Source organism: Ornithinimicrobium flavum (assembly GCF_004526345.1).
Lineage (GTDB): Bacteria > Actinomycetota > Actinomycetes > Actinomycetales > Dermatophilaceae > Ornithinicoccus > Ornithinicoccus flavus.
This window is the reverse complement of the sequence record NZ_CP038213.1, coordinates 2,457,619-2,473,040: the sequence shown is the minus strand read 5'-3', so window position 1 is coordinate 2,473,040 and position 15,422 is coordinate 2,457,619. Positions and strand designations below refer to the sequence as shown.

Here is a 15,422-nt window from a genome sequence, read left to right as displayed (position 1 = left end):
CACCCCGCACGGCATGCGCCCCGTCGCCGAGCTCATCGACCACCTCGCCGAGGTCGTCGGTGAGCGCTGCGACGAGGCGCTGCTCCTGCGTGCCCTGACCCACCGGTCGTTCTCCTACGAGAACGACGGTGCCCCGCACAACGAGCGCCTGGAGTTCCTCGGCGACTCGGTGCTGGGGCTCGTGGTGACCGACACCCTCTACCGGGACAACCCGGACCTGCCCGAGGGTCAGCTGGCCAAGCTGCGGGCCGCCGTCGTCAACTCCCGTGCCCTCGCCGAGGTCGCCCGCAGCATGTCGCTGGGGGACTACCTCCTGCTGGGCAAGGGGGAGACGGCCACCGGCGGGCGCGACAAGGACTCGATCCTGGCCGACGCCATGGAGGCGGTCATCGGCTGCGTCTACGTCTCCGTGGGCCTGGCGGCGGCCGACACCTTCGTGCACCACCTGCTCGACCCCCTGATGTCGCGCAGCGCCACCCTCGGGGCGGCGCTGGACTGGAAGACGAGCCTGCAGGAGGTCGCGACGGCCGGCGACCTGGGCAGCCCGTCCTACCTCGTCGACGACGAGGGGCCCGACCACGACAAGACCTTCACCGCCCGCGTGGTCCTGGCCGACGAGGTCGTCGGCACCGGCGTGGGGCGGTCCAAGAAGGTCGCCGAGCAGCGCGCCGCCGAGGCGGGCTGGGCGCTGCTCACCGACCGGGCCGCCCAGGTCGTCGGGGTTCCCCCCTCGCCCCGTGCCTGAGCTCCCCGAGGTCGAGGTCGTCCGCCGCGGCCTGCACGCGCACGTCGTCGGGCGGACGCTGACCCGGGCCGTCCTCACCGGTGCCCGCGTCGCCCGGCGTCATCCGGCGGGCCCGGAGGATCTCATGGCCCGCGTCGAGGGGGCGGTCGTCCGGGCCGCGGACCGGCGGGGGAAGTACCTGTGGCTGGTCCTGGACCCGCCCGACGACGACCCCCAGGCCCTGGTCGTCCACCTGGGGATGAGCGGGCAGCTGCTCGTCGAGCCCGCCGACGCGCCGCGGGAGAAGCACCTGCACGCCGCCTTCGACTTCGCCGACGACGGGCCCCAGCTGCGGTTCGTCGACCAGCGCACCTTCGGCGGCCTCGCCCTCACCACCCTGCGCCCCGACCCGCACGCCCCGCCGCCGGGCCCGCACGCCCCGCCGGCCCACGCGCACGGCATACCGGAGCCCGTGGCGCACATCGCCCCCGACCCTCTCGAGCCGGCCTTCGACCGCGGGCTCGCCGCCCGGCGCATCAAGGGCAAGGACACCGAGGTCAAGCGGGTCCTGCTGGACCAGACCGTGGTCAGCGGGATCGGCAACATCTACGCCGACGAGGCTCTGTGGCGGGCCGGGATCCACGGCCGCCGGCCTGCCTCCGCCCTGACCCGTCCCGCGCTCGGGCGCCTGCTGGGCCACGCCGAGGACGTCATGCGGGAGGCGCTGGTCCAGGGTGGGACCAGCTTCGACGCGCTCTACGTCAACGTCAACGGCGCCAGCGGCTACTTCGACCGGTCCCTCTCGGCCTACGGCCGGACCGGCCGCCCATGCCCCCGCTGCGGCACGCCCATCCGCCGGGAGGCGTTCGCCAACCGGTCGTCCCACTTCTGCCCCCGGTGCCAGGTGCGTCCGCGGGTCGTGCGCGCCCCGCGTCGGTGACCGCCTCCTAGGGCCGGCCCGGGTCCTGCGGCCCCTCGGGATCCTCCGGACTGCGGCCCCGCCGTCGCCGTCGCTCGTCCTCGGCGTCCCGCTGCTCCTGCGTCAGCTGCTCGCGGCGCACCTCCTCGAAGCGCTCGCCCCGGGCCTGGCTGATCGCCCACAGCGCCCGGAAACCGTGGCCGACCCGGTCCATGAGGTAGACCGGCGTCCACTGCCGCAGCGGCAGTCGTTCCGCAGGCGGGGTGAAGGCGTGGCCCAGCAGCATGAGGGCCAGCGCCGCACCGGCCAGGAAGACGAGCGTCTGGGTCATCCCCTTAGCCTGCCCCACCGGCCTATGGTCGTGTCATGCGGATCAAGATGTGCAGCATCCACGTGCACGACCCGGCCCGGGCCTACGAGGTCTACACCGGCAGCCTCGGCTTCACCGGCGTGCTCGCCGTGCCGGAGGCCGACCTGTTCATCGTCGCGGCCCCCGACAGCCCCGAGGTGGGGCTGCTGCTGGAGCCCAGCGACCACGAGGCCGCGGGGCACTACCGACGGACCATGTATGACGAGGGGCTGCCGGTCCTCGTCCTCGGTGTCCCCGACGTCCGCGCGGAGTACGAGCGGCTCAGGGGTCTCGGGTTCGTCTTCGGGGTGGAGCCGCGCACGGATCCCAGCGGCACGCTGGCGGTCTTCGACGACGGGTGCGGCAACCACCTGCAGCTGCACGAGGACTGACAGCCCGGGGCAGGCGCCCCACGGTCAGGTGTGCAGCGGCTCGTCCTCCTGGGGGTACTGCACCCCCAGCTCGCGGCGGGCCGACTCCAGGATCGTCATGATCGCCACCGTGTCGGCGTGCGGGACCAGCGGCGACTCCAGCAGCCCCTCCCTGAGGCAGCGGTGCACCTCCTCGACCTGGTGGGCCAGGCCTCGCCGGTCGGCCGTGACGTGCTCGCCCTCGTCCGGGTCGGCACCCCGGTGGAGGGTGAAGCCCTCCGGGTCGTTGACCGGGCCGTGCACCTCGATCCAGCCCTCGGTGCCACGGACGACGGTGCGGGAGGACCCGTGGCTGCGGGAGTCGCACAGGACCTGCGCCACGGCGCCGTCCGCCGTGAGCCACTGCAGCGCCACCTGAGCGTCCGCCCCCGTGGGGACGGTGGCCCCGAGGACCTGGACGTCCGTGGGGTGACCGAGGAGCAGGTGGGCCAGCGTGACGGGGTAGACCCCGATGTCCAGCAGGGCGCCGCCACCGTTGGCCAGGTCGAAGAGGCGGTGGCCCTCGTCGTAGGCGAACGGCACCGTGAAGGCGGCGGCGAAGCTGCGCACGTCGCCCAGGGCCCCTCCCCGGACCCGCTCGACCAGCTCGCGCACGAGGGGCTGGCAGCGGGTCCACATCGCCTCCATCGCGAACAGGCCCCGGCCCCGGGCGGTCTCCAGGACCCGCTCGGTGTCGGAGACGGTGAGGGCGAAGGGCTTCTCCACGAGCACGTGCTTGCCCGCCTCCAGGCTGGCCATCGCCTGCTCGGCGTGGAAGGGGTGCGTGGAGGAGACGTAGACGATGTCCACGTCGGGGTCGGCCAGCAGCTCGGCGTAGGAGCCGTAGGACCGGGGGACCTCGTGCTCCTGCGCGAAGCTGGCGGCACGCGCGCCGTCCCGGGCCGCGACGGCGACGACCTCGCCGCCGGAGGTGTCGCGGACGGTCCGCGCCATCGCGCCGGCAATGCTGCCGGCGGCCAGCAGGCCCCAGCGGACCGGCCGGTCGGGGATCGGGGGGTAGGGGGTGCCGTGGGTCTCGCTCACCCTCCCACCGTAGTGCCGGGTCGGGGGGTGCGGCAGGCACCGCCTACGGTGGTCGGATGGAACGCGCGCTGATCTTCGTCCGGGGAGGGTGCAGGGGGTGGGCTTCCGCTGGTGGACCCGAGCGCGGGCCCTGGAGCTGGGCCTCGTGGGGCACGCCCGCAACCTGGCCGACGGACGGGTCGAGGTCTGCGCGCAGGGGGAGGAGGCCGCGGTCGGGCAGCTGGTCGAGCTGCTGCGCGAGGACCCGTCCACGCGCAGCCGCCCCGGTCGCGTCGACGGGGTGACGACGCAGCGGCACGCGCCGCGGGAGGGCCTGACAGGCTTCGCCGAGCGGTGAGGGCCGCGGCGGCGGGCCGTCGCGGACGGGCCAGCCTCCCGGGCGGCCTCGGACCCCGCGGGTATCGTGACCGCACCAGCGTCCGGACGAGAAGAGAAGCCGCCCTCACGTGTACGTCAAGAGCCTGACCCTCAAGGGGTTCAAGTCGTTCGCCTCGTCGACGACCTTGCGCCTCGAGCCGGGCATCACCTGCATCGTGGGGCCGAACGGCTCGGGCAAGTCCAACGTCGTCGACGCGCTGGCCTGGGTGATGGGGGAGCAGGGGGCCAAGAGCCTGCGCGGCGGGAAGATGGAGGACGTCATCTTCGCCGGCACCTCCGGCCGGGCCCCCCTGGGCCGGGCCGAGGTGTCGATGACGATCGACAACGGCGACGGGGCGCTGCCGATCGACTACACCGAGGTGACGATCACCCGGACGATGTTCCGCTCCGGCGGCAGCGAGTACGCCATCAACGGCACCTCGTGCCGGCTGCTCGACGTCCAGGAGCTGCTCTCCGACAGCGGGATCGGGCGGGAGATGCACGTCATCGTGGGCCAGGGGCAGCTCGACACGGTGCTGCGGGCGACCCCCGAGGAGCGGCGCGGCTTCATCGAGGAGGCCGCAGGGGTCCTCAAGCACCGCAAGCGCAAGGAGCGGGCGCTGCGCAAGCTGGAGACGATGGAGGGCAACCTCACCCGGCTGGCCGACCTCACCGCCGAGATCCGCCGTCAGCTGGGCCCGCTGGGGCGCCAGGCCGCGACGGCGCGCCGCGCCGCCACGATCCAGGCGGAGGTGCGCGACGCCCGGCTGCGCATCCTGGCCGACGACCTCGTCCAGCTGACGAGCGTGCTGGAGCAGGAGCTCGCCGACGAGCGAGCCCTGGTCGAGCGACGGACGCGGGTGGAGCAGGCCGCGCAGGCCGCCGAGGCCCAGGTCGCCGAGCTGGAGGCGGAGCGGGCCGAGGCCGCACCCGCGCTGACCGCGCTGCAGGACCGGTGGTACGCCCTGTCCTCCCTGCTGGAGCGGCTGCGTGCCCTGCGTGATCTCGCCGCGGAGCGGGTGCGCCTGCTGGGGGTGGAGGAGGACGAGCAGCCGGGGGGTGGGCGTGGCGCCGGGGCCCGCGACCCCGAGCAGCTGCGGGCCCAGGCCGAGCAGGTCCGGGCGGAGGAGAGCACCCTGCTGGCCCGCGTCGCCGAGCTCGCCGAGTCCCTGGCCGGGGCGGAGCGGGAGCGGGGGGCCGCCGAGGCGGCGCACGCCGAGGAGCAGGCCCGGCTGCAGCGGCTGGCCCGAGCCGCCGCCGACCGGCGGGAGGGCCTGGCGCGGCTGGCGGGGCAGGTGGGGTCGCGACGCTCACGGATCGAGGCGGGGGAGGGCGAGATCGAGCGCCTGCGGTCCGCCGCGCAGGCCGTGGTCGCCCGGGCGGAGAGCGCGGAGCGGGACTTCGCCGCCCTCGAGGCGACCGTGCTCGACGTCGAGCAGGGTGAGGAGGGGCTGGACGCCTCCTACGAGCAGGCGGAGGAGCGCCGCGCCGAGGCCGCCCAGCAGGTGGCCCGGCTCGAGACGGAGGTGCGGGAGGCTCAGGCGGAGCAGGCGGCGATGGGTGCCCGGGTCGAGGCGCTGTCGCTCTCCCTGCGGCGCTCGGACGGCGCCAGCGCCCTCCTGGAGGCCGGGGGGTCGGACCTGCCGGGGATCCGCGGGACCCTCACCGGTGAGCTGGCCGTGGAGCCCGGGCGCGAGGCGGCGGTCGCCGCCGCTCTCGGCTGGGCGGGCGAGGCGATCGTGGTGGAGGGCCTGGACCCCGCGCGGCAGGCCCTGACCTGGCTCCGGGAGCAGGACCAGGGGCACGCCGGGATGCTGGTGCCCGGCCTGGCCGCCGCGACCAGGGAGGGCTGGCCCGCACTGCCGGGGTATGCCGTGTGGGCGGCGGACGTGGTCCGTGCCTCCGACCCCGGCCTCACCGGCGCCGTCCACGGGCTGCTCGCCCGGGTCGCGCTGGTGGACGACGGGGACGACGCGGCGCTGCTCGTGCGGGCCGTCCCCGGGATCACGGCCGTCACCCCGGACGGTGACGTCTACGGGCCGGGCTGGGTGCGGGGCGGGTCATCGTCGGCCCCCAGCCTGCTGGAGCTGCAGACGGCCCTGCAGGAGGCGCAGGAGGGGGTGCGCCGGGCCACCGCCCGCGCCGAGAGCGCGACGTTCGCGCTCACCGGGGCGCGCTCCGACCTCGAGTCGGCCACCGACGCCGCGGAGCAGGCGCTGGACGCCCTCCACGACTCCGACGCCCGGATGACGGCGGTGGCCGAGCAGCTCTCCCAGCTGGGCCAGACCCTGCGCTCGGCCAAGGCCGAGCACGAGCGCACCACCGCCGCCATCGCCGCCGCCGAGGACGGCCTGGCCGCCACCGGGCCGAGCTGGCCGAGCTGGAGGGACGGCTCGCCGACGCCGAGGCCCTGGCCTCGCAGGAGGGCACCGAGGAGCCGGACACCTCCCGGCGCGAGCAGCTGGCCGAGCAGGCCGCCCGGGCGCGGTCGGCCGAGACCGAGGCGAGGCTGGCGCTGCGGACGCAGGAGGAGCGGGCCCGGGCCCTCGCGGGCCGCGCCGAGGGGCTGGAGGCTGCCGCCCGCAACGAGCTGGCGGCACGGCAGCGTGCCGCCGAGCGTCGGGCCCGCCGGGCCCAGGAGCGGGCCACCGCCGAGGCGGTGGGCGCGGGCGCGGCCTACGTCCTGGCCCGCACGGAGGAGCTGCTCCTGACCGCCACCGCGGAGCGCTCGCAGTCCCAGGCCGAGCAGGCCGACCGCGACCGCGCGCTGGCCGAGGCCCGCAGCCGGGCCCGCACCCTCGGCGCGGAGCTGCGCGACCTGACCGACTCCGTCCACGCCGACGAGATCGCCCGGGCCGAGCAGCGGCTGCGGATCGAGGCGCTGCAGACCCGCGCGGTCGAGGAGCTGGGGGTCGACCCCGAGACGCTGGTGGAGGAGTACGGCCCGCACCTGCCGGTGCCGTTCATCCCCGGCCCGGACGACCCCGTCGACGAGGCCGAGCACCCCGAGCCCCGGCCCTTCGTGCGGGAGGAGCAGGACAAGCGCCTGCGCAAGGCCGAGCGACAGCTCACCGCCCTCGGCCGGGTCAACCCCCTCGCGCTGGAGGAGTTCGCCGCCCTGGAGGAACGCCATACCTTCCTGGCCGAGCAGGTCGAGGACCTGCGGCGCTCCAAGGCCGACCTGCTCGAGATCGTCCGGGAGGTGGACGAGCGGGTCGAGCGCGTCTTCGCCGAGGCGTTCCACGACACGGCCGCGCAGTTCGAGCGGGTGTTCGCGCGGCTCTTCCCCGGGGGCGAGGGGCGCATCACCCTCACCGACCCCGACAACATGCTCACCACCGGGATCGAGGTCGAGGCGCGCCCGCCGGGGAAGAAGATCAAGCGGCTCTCGTTGCTGTCCGGCGGTGAGCGCTCGCTCACCGCGGTCGCGCTGCTGGTCGCCATCTTCAAGGCGCGGCCCAGCCCCTTCTACATCATGGACGAGGTCGAGGCGGCCCTCGACGACACCAACCTGGGCCGGCTCATCACGCTGTTCGAGGAGCTGCGCGACTCCTCCCAGCTCATCGTCATCACCCATCAGAAGCGAACGATGGAGATCGCCGACGCGCTCTACGGCGTCTCCATGCAGGGCAACGGCGTCACCACCGTCATCAGCCAGCGCGTGCGTGACGTGGCCCCCGACCCGGCTCCCGAGGCCCTGTCCCCGACGGCCGAGGAGGCTCCCGTCTGATGCGCGTCTACGGAGGTGGTGCCTACCCCGCCTACATCGTGGACCCCGACACCCTGCGCGAGGAGCTCCTCTCGGAGGAGGACACCCTGGAGTGGCTCCAGGAGGTCCCGGACGACCCGCACGCCCCCTCGTTCTGGCGGATGCTGGGGGAGCTGGGCACGGCGCTGGAGACGGGCGAGGCACGGCTCGCCGAGGCCGAGCCCGGCACGTCCTCGTGGTCGGCCGCCGCGGTCCGGTTGGCGCAGGTCCACCACTGGCGGGGGAGTACCCCGAGGCCCACGAGCTCCTCACGGCCGTCGAGGAGCTGGCCGGTGACGACGCGACGGTCCTCGGCGCGGTCCTCCACGCGCGGGCCAAGGCCCTGCTCGACCAGGGCCTCCCGCACGAGGCGCGCGCCGAGACGGTCCGCGAGGTGGCGCTCCGGGAGTCGGCGGGCGACCCGGACGGGGCCGCGGCGGGGCGGGAGCTGCTGGGACGGATCGAGCGGACCCTGGGCGAGGAGGGGCGACCGGCCGCCGTGTGAGACTGCTCACCATCGGGCGTCCGGGCACGCACACGCCGCCGCGCGGTTCGTCCCGCGAGGGGTCGGACGGGCACACTGGAGCCATGCTTGCACTCGTCCTCGTCATGCTGCTCTGCGTCGCCCTCGGTGCCGGGGTGGTCGGCTACGTGATGGTGGAGGCGCGGCGCGAGGGTCGGGGGGAGTTCTGGACCCCCGAGGGGGAGGAGCTCATCGCCGGGGCCCGGCGCACGACCGCCAAGGTCCGGGCGCGCGGTGAGCGGATCGGCCGCTCCGCAGGGGGCGTGACCAAGGACCTCGCTGCCCGCCTGCCCGAGCGCCGGACCGCCCGCGCGGCGACCGGTGGGCGTCCGAGCGTCGGGGTCGAGGAGCAGGACGGCGACGCCGGGGGCTCCGGCGCGCCCTACCGCGCCGCCCGCTGACGACGGGTCTGCGGCCCGCCCCTGACGAGGCGGGTGCGCCCATCTGGGAGACTGACCGGCGTGGGACCCATCAATGAACTCTGGGAGATCCTTGCCCTCGTCAGCGTCGTCGTCCTCGCGGGCCTCGCTGCGCTGATCGCGCTGGTCCGTGGACGCGGCGGTGGCACCACCACCCTGCCCCGGACCGACCGGCGTCCGGGACCGGAGGGCGAGGTCCTCACCGACGACCGCGAAGCCGACCGGCGCCCGGGCGACGACGTCGAGGTCGATGACCGCGGCGGCGGCGTCGCGGTCGAGGAGCCCGTCGTCGAGGAGGCTCCCACCCTCGAACGCCCGGCCTCGGCGCGGGGGCGGCTGCAGCGACTGCGCGCCCGCCTCGCCCGGTCGAACTCCGCGATCGGCAACGCCCTGCTGGCGCTGCTCTCCCGGGGCGGCCTGGACGAGGCCGACTGGGAGCTGGTCGAGGACACCCTGCTCGCCTCCGACCTCGGGGTCGAGGCGACCACCGAGCTGGTGGACGCGCTGCGCACCCAGGTCAAGGTGGACGGCACCAGCGACCCGTCCCAGGTCAGGCAGTGGCTGCACGACGACCTCCTGAGGCTGGTCGATCCGACGCTGGACCGTCGGATCGCCGCCTCCCGCACCGACGGGCACCCGGCGGTCATCCTGGTCGTGGGCGTCAACGGGACGGGCAAGACCACGACCGTCGGCAAGCTCGGACGGGTGCTGGTCGCCGAGGACAAGGACGTCCTGTTCGGCGCCGCCGACACCTTCCGCGCCGCGGCGGCCGACCAGCTGGCGACCTGGGGCGAGCGTGTCGGTGTGCCCACGGTCCGTTCGCACCAGGAGGGTGCGGACCCGGCCTCGGTGGCCTTCGAGGCGGTCAAGGCCGGCGTCGAGCTGGAGTCCGACGTGGTCATCATCGACACGGCCGGGCGGCTGCACACCAAGAAGGGGTTGATGGACGAGCTGGGCAAGATCAAGCGCGTCATCGAGAAGCAGGCCCCCGTCGGGGAGGTCCTGCTGGTGCTGGACGCCACCACCGGCCAGAACGGTATGCGGCAGGCCGAGGAGTTCGCGCGGGAGGTCGCCATCACCGGGATCGTCCTCACCAAGATGGACGGCACCGCCAAGGGCGGCATCGTCGTCAACGTCCAGCGCAAGCTGGGCGTCCCGGTCAAGCTCATCGGCCTGGGTGAGGGTCCGGACGACCTGGCGCCGTTCGACCCGGAGGCCTTCGTCGACGCGATCGTCGGCTGACAGGCCGGGGAGGACCCGCAGCGGAGCGAGGGCCGGACCCGGCCGCGGAAGTCGACGGGAAATGTGTCGGCTGACAGGCCGGGGAGGACCCGCAGCGGAGCGAGGACCGGACCCGGCCGCGGAAGTCGACGGGGGATGTGTCGGCTGACAGGCCGGGGAGGACCCGCTACCGCGCGCTGACCTGGGAGCTGGCCGGGCTGTTGCGGGGGTCGCGGGGGTCCGCCAGGGCCCACCCGACCGCGGCCGTGCCGAGCCGGCCCAGGGGGGCGGCGACGGTGCGCAGGGCCACACCGTCCAGGGCCCTCAGCGGTCCGGGCAGGTGGAGGTCGAGCAGCTCACGGGCGTAGCCGGGCAGCATCTCGACCGCCCCCGCGGCGAGCATCCAGAACCCGGGTCGGGCGAGGACGGGAAGCGGCGGTTCGTGGAGCAGGAACCGGGCGACGTCCCGGGCGCCGGGGGTGGCCTCGAGCTCGGGGAGGTAGGAGCCGAGCTGCTCCTCCAGCTCGGCGACGGTCGTCGGGGGGTCCGGGACCCCGAGCCGACCGGCCGCCCAGGCGGCCTGATCGACATACCGGTCGGCCTCCCCGGGGGTCAGCGGTGTCCGGGCGTAGCGCTGGTGGGCCGTGAGGAAGCTGTCCACCTCGGCGACGTGGACCCACCGCAGCAGGTGCGGGTCGCTGGCGGCGTAGGGCCGGCCGTCGGCGGCCTGGCCGACGACCGTCTCGTGCACGCGGTTGATGCGGTCCAGCACCCGCTCCGCGGACTCCACGGGGCCGAAGGTCGTCATCGCCAGGAACTCGCTCGTGCGCTGCAGCCTTCCCCAGGGGTCGCCGCGGTAGCCGGAGTGCTCCCCGACCCCGGCCATCGCGAGCGGGTGGAGGGACTGCAGGAGCAGCGCGCGGATGCCGCCGGCATACATGGCCGCGTGGCCCTGGACCCGGCAGATGGGGTCGTCCGGGGCGAACCGGCGCTCGCCGGGAGCCAGCCAGATGGCGTGGGCCCTGCGCTCCGCGTCCGGCCCGGCCACCCGGTCCCGCAGGGCCTGCGCGAGACGCTGCCGGGCGGTGGAGATCGGGGATGGCATGGGTCCAACGTATCCTTGCCGGGTGTTCAACTCCCTCTCCGACCGGCTCGCGCACACGTTCAAGAACCTCAAGCGCAAGGGCACCGTCACCGAGTCCGACCTCAACGCGACGATCCGCGACATCCGCCTGGCGCTGCTCGACGCGGACGTCGCCCTGCCGGTCGTCAAGGAGTTCACGGGCCGGATCCGCGAGCGCGGCCTGGGGGCGGAGGTGCACCAGGCCCTCAACCCGGCCCAGCAGATCGTCAAGATCGTCAACGAGGAGCTCGTCTCGATCCTCGGTGGGCAGACCCGGCGGCTGAACCTGGCCAAGAACCCGCCGACCGTCATCATGCTGGCGGGCCTGCAGGGCTCGGGCAAGACGACCTTCGCGGGCAAGCTGGGCAAGCTGCTCGCCGACCAGGGCCACACCCCCCTGCTCGTGGCGGCGGACCTGCAGCGCCCCAACGCCGTGACCCAGCTCGAGGTGGTCGGGCAACGGGCCGGGGTGCCGGTCTTCGCCCCGGAGCGGGGCAACGTCTTCGGCCACGACGCCGCCATGGAGTCCGGTGAGGGGACACGTTCCTTCGGGGACCCGGTGGACGTGGCCGTGGACGGTGTGGAGCAGGCGCGCACCAAGGGCCACGACGTGGTCATCATCGACACCGCGGGTCGGCTCGCGGTCGACATGGACCTGATGCGTCAGGCCAGCGACATCCGGATCGAGACCGGCGCCCACGAGGTGCTCTTCGTCATCGACGCGATGATCGGTCAGGCTGCGGTGGAGACCGCCAAGGCCTTTGCCGACGGGGTCGGCATCACCGGGTCGGTGCTGACCAAGCTGGACGGTGACGCCCGCGGTGGTGCCGCGCTGTCGGTGGCCACCGTGACCGGTCAGCCCATCCTCTTCGCCTCCACCGGTGAGGGGGTCAAGGACGTCGAGCTCTTCCACCCCGACCGGATGGCCTCGCGCATCCTGGACATGGGGGACGTCCTGACCCTGATCGAGCAGGCCGAGCAGGCCTTCGACCAGGCGCAGGCGCGGGAGATGACCCGCAAGTTCCTCTCCGACGAGGACTTCACCTTCGACGACTTCCTCGACCAGATGGCCGCGATCAAGCGGATGGGCTCGCTGAAGCAGATGCTCGGCATGATGCCGGGTATGCAGGGCATGCGGGCCCAGCTGGACTCCCTGGACGAGCGGGAGTTCGACCGGGTCGAGGCGATGGTGCGCTCCATGACCCCGTTCGAGCGCAACCACCCCAAGCAGATCAACGGGTCGCGACGGGCCCGTATCGCGCGCGGTTCGGGCGTCTCGGTCGGCGAGGTCAACCAGCTGATCGAGCGCTTCGGCGAGGCCCAGAAGATGATGCGCCAGCTCAAGAAGGGCGGCCTGGGCGGGATGCCGGGCATGCCCGGCATGGGCGGCGGCGCCAAGAAGGGCAAGGCGCCGCAGCGCAAGAAGGGCAAGTCCGGCAACCCCGCCAAGCGCGCCCAGCAGGAGCGTGAGGCGCAGCAGAAGGCCGTGGCCGCGCGCGAGGCGTCCTTCGAGAGCGCCTTCGGCGGAGGGGCGGACCAGGGGAGCGGCCTGCCCTCGGGCCAGGACGCCGACCTGTCCGGGCTGAAGCTGCCGCCGGGCTTCGAGAAGTTCCTCGACCCCAAGGGGAAGTGACCGACCTCCCCGGGAACACGGCCCACCCTCGGTTGTTGACTGGTCAACTACATCCGGACGAGGAGTATGACGTGAGCGTGGAGCTGGGCCTGGACACCTTCGGGGACATGACCGTCGGCGACGACGGGACGCCGAGGAGCGGGGCGCAGGTGCTCCGCGACCTGGTCGCGCAAGGGGTGCTCGCCGACCAGGTGGGCGTGGACTTCCTCGGCATCGGTGAGCACCACCGCCCGGACTTCGCCGTGAGCGCGCCCGACGTGGTGCTGGCCGGGCTGGCCACCGCCACCGAGCGGATCCGGCTCGGCTCGGCCGTCACGGTGCTCAGCTCGGACGACCCGATCCGGGTCTTCCAGCGGTTCGCGACGATCGACGCCCTCAGCGGCGGACGCGGCGAGGTCATCCTGGGCCGCGGCTCCTTCACCGAGTCCTTCCCCCTCTTCGGGCTGGACCTGGGCGACTACGAACGGCTCTTCAGCGAGAAGCTCGACCTCTTCAGCAGGTTGCTGACCGAGCAGCCGGTGACCTGGGAGGGCACGGTGCGCCCGCCGCTGCGCGACCAGGAGGTCTTCCCCAGGACCGAGGCCGGCCTCACGGCGTGGATCGCCGTCGGCGGCTCGCCGCAGTCGGTCGTCCGCGCCGCGTCCTACCGGCTGCCGCTCATGCTGGCGATCATCGGCGGCCCGGCGCAGCGGTTCGCCCCGTTTGCCGACCTCTACCGGCGGGCGCTGACCGAGCTGGGGGCCGAGCCGCTGCCGGTGGGTGTGCACTCCCCGGGGCACGTCGCGGAGACCGACGAGCAGGCGCGCGAGGAGCTGTACCCGCACTTCAAGGCCAACCGCGACCGCATCGGGGCCGAGCGGGGCTGGGGGCCGATGAGCCTGGAGGAGTTCCACTCCGAGATCACCCACGGGGCGCTCTACGTGGGGTCGCCCGAGACGGTGGCGCGCAAGATCGCCGCGACCGTCCGCACCCTGGGGCTGGACCGCTTCGACCTCAAGTACGCCAGCGGACCCATGCCGCACTCGCAGCTCATGAGGTCGGTCGAGCTCTACGGGACCCGGGTGATCCCCCTGGTCCGTGAGCTGCTCGCCGAGGGCTGAGGTCTGTCGGGCGGCTCTGGCAGAGTCGTCCCCATGATCCCGGGGACCCCGACCACGACCACGACACGCTGCGGCATCGTGCCCGGCTACCTGCTGCGGCGGCTGGCCACGGCGGAGCCGGACCTCGCGCCCGCGCTGGAGTTCGCCGTGCGCGACGGGGAGGTGACCCGCGGCCGCCGCGAGATCCAGGCGACGAGGTGGCCGGGCGGGCACCCGCCGGAGCCCGGGGGGCGCAGCGACCTGCTGCGACGGATGTCGTCGGCCCTGCCGCAGGTCGGGCAGTCCGAGCCGGACGTGAGCGGGCCCGAGCCGCTGCCGGAGGAGGCGGGGCCGGACCGCAGGGTGCACGACGCGGAGCACGGCAGCGTCCTGCCGGGTCGGTTCGTGCGGGGGGAGGGCGACCCCGAGACCGCCGACGTGTCGGTGAGCGAGGCCTTCGACGGGCTGGGCGCCACCTGGGAGGTGCTTGCGCGGATCTACGGGAGGGACTCCCTGGACGGCCGGGGATTGCCGCTGGTGGCGAGCGTGCACTACGGCCGCGACTACGACAACGCCTTCTGGGACGGTCGCCAGATGGTCTTCGGTGACGGGGACGGCATCTACTTCAACCGGTTCACGGCCAACGTGGACGTCATCGCGCACGAGCTCGCGCACGGGCTGACGCAGTACTCCGCGGGGCTGACCTACGTCGGCCAGTCCGGCGCCCTCAACGAGTCGGTGTCGGACGTCTGGGGTGCCGTGGTGCGCCAGTGGGTCCTGGGGCAGCAGGCCCGGGAGGCGGACTGGCTGATCGGGGCGGGGCTGTTCACCGACCGCGTGCAGGGGGTCGCGCTCCGGTCGATGGCCGCACCCGGCACGGCCTACGACGACCCGGCGCTGGGCCGCGACCCGCAGCCGGGGCACATGGACGACTACGTGCGGCTGCCCCACGACGCGCAGAGCGACAACGGCGGCGTGCACATCAACTCCGGCATCCCCAACCGGGCCTTCCACCTCTTCGCCACGTCCCTCGGCGGGTTCTCGTGGGAGCGGGCGGGGATGGTGTGGCACGACACCATGACGACACCCGGTCTGGTGCCGCGCGACGTGGAGTTCGACGGCTTCGCGACGGCGACCGTCCGTTCCGCGGTCCGCCGCTACGGCACGGGCTCGGAGGTCGAGGAGGCTCTCCGGGCCGCCTGGGACCAGGTGGGTCTGCCGGTCGGGTCGGGGACGCCCGCCCGGTGACGACCCGCCGGTTCTCCCGCGCGGAGCTGGAGTCCTTCCGGGACGCCGTGGTCCCCGACCTGCTGCCCCGCGAGGGGACGCGGCTGCGGCTGCTCTTCGTCGGCATCAACCCGGGTCTGTGGACCGCCGCGACGCAGGCGCACTTCGCCCACCCCGGCAACCGCTTCTACCCGGCGCTGCACCGGGCCGGGATCATCACGCGGCCGGTCGATCCGGCCGCCGGCATGAGCCCCGAGGACCGTGAGCACCTGCTGGGGCGGGGGATCGGGATCACCAACCTGGTGCCCAGGGCGACCGCGCGGGCCGACGAGCTGTCCGCCGAGGAGCTGCGCGAGGGCGCCCGGCGGCTGCGGGCCACGGTGCGGCGGGTGGCGCCCGCGGTGGTCGCGGTCGCCGGCATCACCGCCTACCGCAGCGCTTTCGGCGTGCGTGCGGCCGGGGCCGGGCGGCAGCCGCACCCGCTGGAGGGAGCGGTGCTCTGGGTGGTCCCGAACCCCAGCGGTCTCAACGCGCACGAGACGGTGGACTCGCTGGCCCGGGCCTACGCCGCACCGGCCGCCGAGGCCGGCATCCCGGGTCTGGCCGGGGCCGACGCCGGGTGACCGACCCGGCCGACCTGGCCGGC

General features: G+C 74.3%; 16 protein-coding genes. 13 read left to right on the top strand and 3 right to left on the bottom strand.

Going from position 1 to position 15,422, the window contains the following annotated elements; genetic code table 11:
* Positions 1-13 precede the first annotated feature (13 nt).
* Positions 14-745, top strand: a complete 732-nt coding sequence (rnc, locus tag E3Z34_RS11565; RefSeq protein WP_134773719.1) for a ribonuclease III — start codon at positions 14-16, stop codon at positions 743-745.
* The gene (gene mutM / locus E3Z34_RS11560; RefSeq protein ID WP_134773718.1) at positions 738-1,664 is read left to right on the top strand and encodes a bifunctional DNA-formamidopyrimidine glycosylase/DNA-(apurinic or apyrimidinic site) lyase; all 927 of its coding nucleotides are present in this window, start codon (positions 738-740) and stop codon (positions 1,662-1,664) included. The genes rnc and mutM overlap by 8 nt, the downstream gene beginning before the upstream one ends.
* 7 nt (positions 1,665-1,671) lie before the next feature.
* On the opposite strand, the gene E3Z34_RS11555 is transcribed toward mutM, so the two are convergent.
* Entirely contained in the window at positions 1,672-1,974 is a 303-nt protein-coding gene (locus E3Z34_RS11555) for a hypothetical protein (protein WP_134773717.1), read from the bottom strand.
* Between the two features lie 35 nt (positions 1,975-2,009).
* On the opposite strand from E3Z34_RS11555, the gene E3Z34_RS11550 reads away from it, so the two are divergent.
* The gene (locus E3Z34_RS11550) at positions 2,010-2,384 is read left to right on the top strand and encodes a VOC family protein (protein WP_134773716.1); all 375 of its coding nucleotides are present in this window, start codon (positions 2,010-2,012) and stop codon (positions 2,382-2,384) included.
* A 24-nt stretch (positions 2,385-2,408) separates the two neighbouring features.
* On the opposite strand, the gene E3Z34_RS11545 is transcribed toward E3Z34_RS11550, so the two are convergent.
* Positions 2,409-3,446: a Gfo/Idh/MocA family protein gene (locus tag E3Z34_RS11545; RefSeq protein WP_134773715.1), complete on the bottom strand. Its 1,038-nt coding sequence runs from the start codon at positions 3,444-3,446 to the stop codon at positions 2,409-2,411.
* A 97-nt stretch (positions 3,447-3,543) separates the two neighbouring features.
* Between E3Z34_RS11545 and E3Z34_RS11540 the strand changes: the two genes are divergently transcribed.
* From E3Z34_RS11540 to ftsY, 6 genes are all read left to right on the top strand, one after another.
* Positions 3,544-3,783: an acylphosphatase gene (locus E3Z34_RS11540; protein WP_238695136.1), complete on the top strand. Its 240-nt coding sequence runs from the start codon at positions 3,544-3,546 to the stop codon at positions 3,781-3,783.
* 109 nt (positions 3,784-3,892) lie between these two features.
* Complete coding sequence (smc, locus tag E3Z34_RS11535) at positions 3,893-6,514, top strand: chromosome segregation protein SMC (protein WP_420818952.1); 2,622 nt, start codon at positions 3,893-3,895, stop codon at positions 6,512-6,514.
* A complete protein-coding gene (locus E3Z34_RS20305; protein ID WP_420818951.1) occupies positions 6,463-7,533 on the top strand; it encodes an AAA family ATPase in 1,071 nt (356 codons plus the stop codon). Before smc ends, E3Z34_RS20305 begins: the two co-directional genes overlap by 52 nt.
* 214 nt (positions 7,534-7,747) lie before the next feature.
* The gene (locus E3Z34_RS11530; protein ID WP_134773713.1) at positions 7,748-8,056 is read left to right on the top strand and encodes a hypothetical protein; all 309 of its coding nucleotides are present in this window, start codon (positions 7,748-7,750) and stop codon (positions 8,054-8,056) included.
* An 83-nt stretch (positions 8,057-8,139) separates the two neighbouring features.
* A complete protein-coding gene (locus tag E3Z34_RS11525) occupies positions 8,140-8,475 on the top strand; it encodes a hypothetical protein (RefSeq protein WP_134773712.1) in 336 nt (111 codons plus the stop codon).
* Between the two features lie 60 nt (positions 8,476-8,535).
* Entirely contained in the window at positions 8,536-9,735 is a 1,200-nt protein-coding gene (gene ftsY / locus E3Z34_RS11520) for a signal recognition particle-docking protein FtsY (protein WP_134773711.1), read from the top strand.
* 166 nt (positions 9,736-9,901) lie between these two features.
* Here ftsY and E3Z34_RS11515 read toward each other — a convergent pair whose 3' ends face one another.
* Entirely contained in the window at positions 9,902-10,819 is a 918-nt protein-coding gene (locus E3Z34_RS11515) for an oxygenase MpaB family protein (protein ID WP_134773710.1), read from the bottom strand.
* A 22-nt stretch (positions 10,820-10,841) separates the two neighbouring features.
* Between E3Z34_RS11515 and ffh the strand changes: the two genes are divergently transcribed.
* The 4 genes from ffh (at position 10,842) to E3Z34_RS11495 (ending at position 15,399) form a co-directional block, all read left to right on the top strand.
* Positions 10,842-12,470 carry a signal recognition particle protein gene (ffh, locus tag E3Z34_RS11510; RefSeq protein WP_134773709.1) on the top strand — a complete coding sequence of 543 codons (1,629 nt, stop codon included), beginning with the start codon at positions 10,842-10,844 and terminating at the stop codon, positions 12,468-12,470.
* A 107-nt stretch (positions 12,471-12,577) separates the two neighbouring features.
* Positions 12,578-13,570: an LLM class flavin-dependent oxidoreductase gene (locus E3Z34_RS11505; RefSeq protein WP_134774872.1), complete on the top strand. Its 993-nt coding sequence runs from the start codon at positions 12,578-12,580 to the stop codon at positions 13,568-13,570.
* Positions 13,571-13,603: 33 nt separating this feature from the next.
* A complete protein-coding gene (locus E3Z34_RS11500) occupies positions 13,604-14,797 on the top strand; it encodes a M4 family metallopeptidase (protein WP_134773708.1) in 1,194 nt (397 codons plus the stop codon).
* Positions 14,794-15,399 (top strand): mismatch-specific DNA-glycosylase, encoded by a 606-nt coding sequence (locus E3Z34_RS11495; protein ID WP_134773707.1) that lies wholly within the window; start codon positions 14,794-14,796, stop codon positions 15,397-15,399. The genes E3Z34_RS11500 and E3Z34_RS11495 overlap by 4 nt, the downstream gene beginning before the upstream one ends.
* Positions 15,400-15,422 lie beyond the last annotated feature (23 nt).

Bases quoted from the DNA above. Each gene is read 5' to 3' on its own strand.
- E3Z34_RS11500 (WP_134773708.1), top strand. From the start codon at position 13,604: ATGATCCCGGGGACCCCGACCACGACCACGACACGCTGCGGCATCGTG.
- E3Z34_RS11515 (WP_134773710.1), bottom strand. From the start codon at position 10,819: ATGCCATCCCCGATCTCCACCGCCCGGCAGCGTCTCGCGCAGGCCCTG.
- E3Z34_RS11555 (WP_134773717.1), bottom strand. From the start codon at position 1,974: ATGACCCAGACGCTCGTCTTCCTGGCCGGTGCGGCGCTGGCCCTCATG.
- E3Z34_RS11525 (WP_134773712.1), top strand. From the start codon at position 8,140: ATGCTTGCACTCGTCCTCGTCATGCTGCTCTGCGTCGCCCTCGGTGCC.
- E3Z34_RS11505 (WP_134774872.1), top strand. From the start codon at position 12,578: ATGACCGTCGGCGACGACGGGACGCCGAGGAGCGGGGCGCAGGTGCTC.
- E3Z34_RS11550 (WP_134773716.1), top strand. From the start codon at position 2,010: ATGCGGATCAAGATGTGCAGCATCCACGTGCACGACCCGGCCCGGGCC.
- rnc (WP_134773719.1), top strand. From the start codon at position 14: ATGCGCCCCGTCGCCGAGCTCATCGACCACCTCGCCGAGGTCGTCGGT.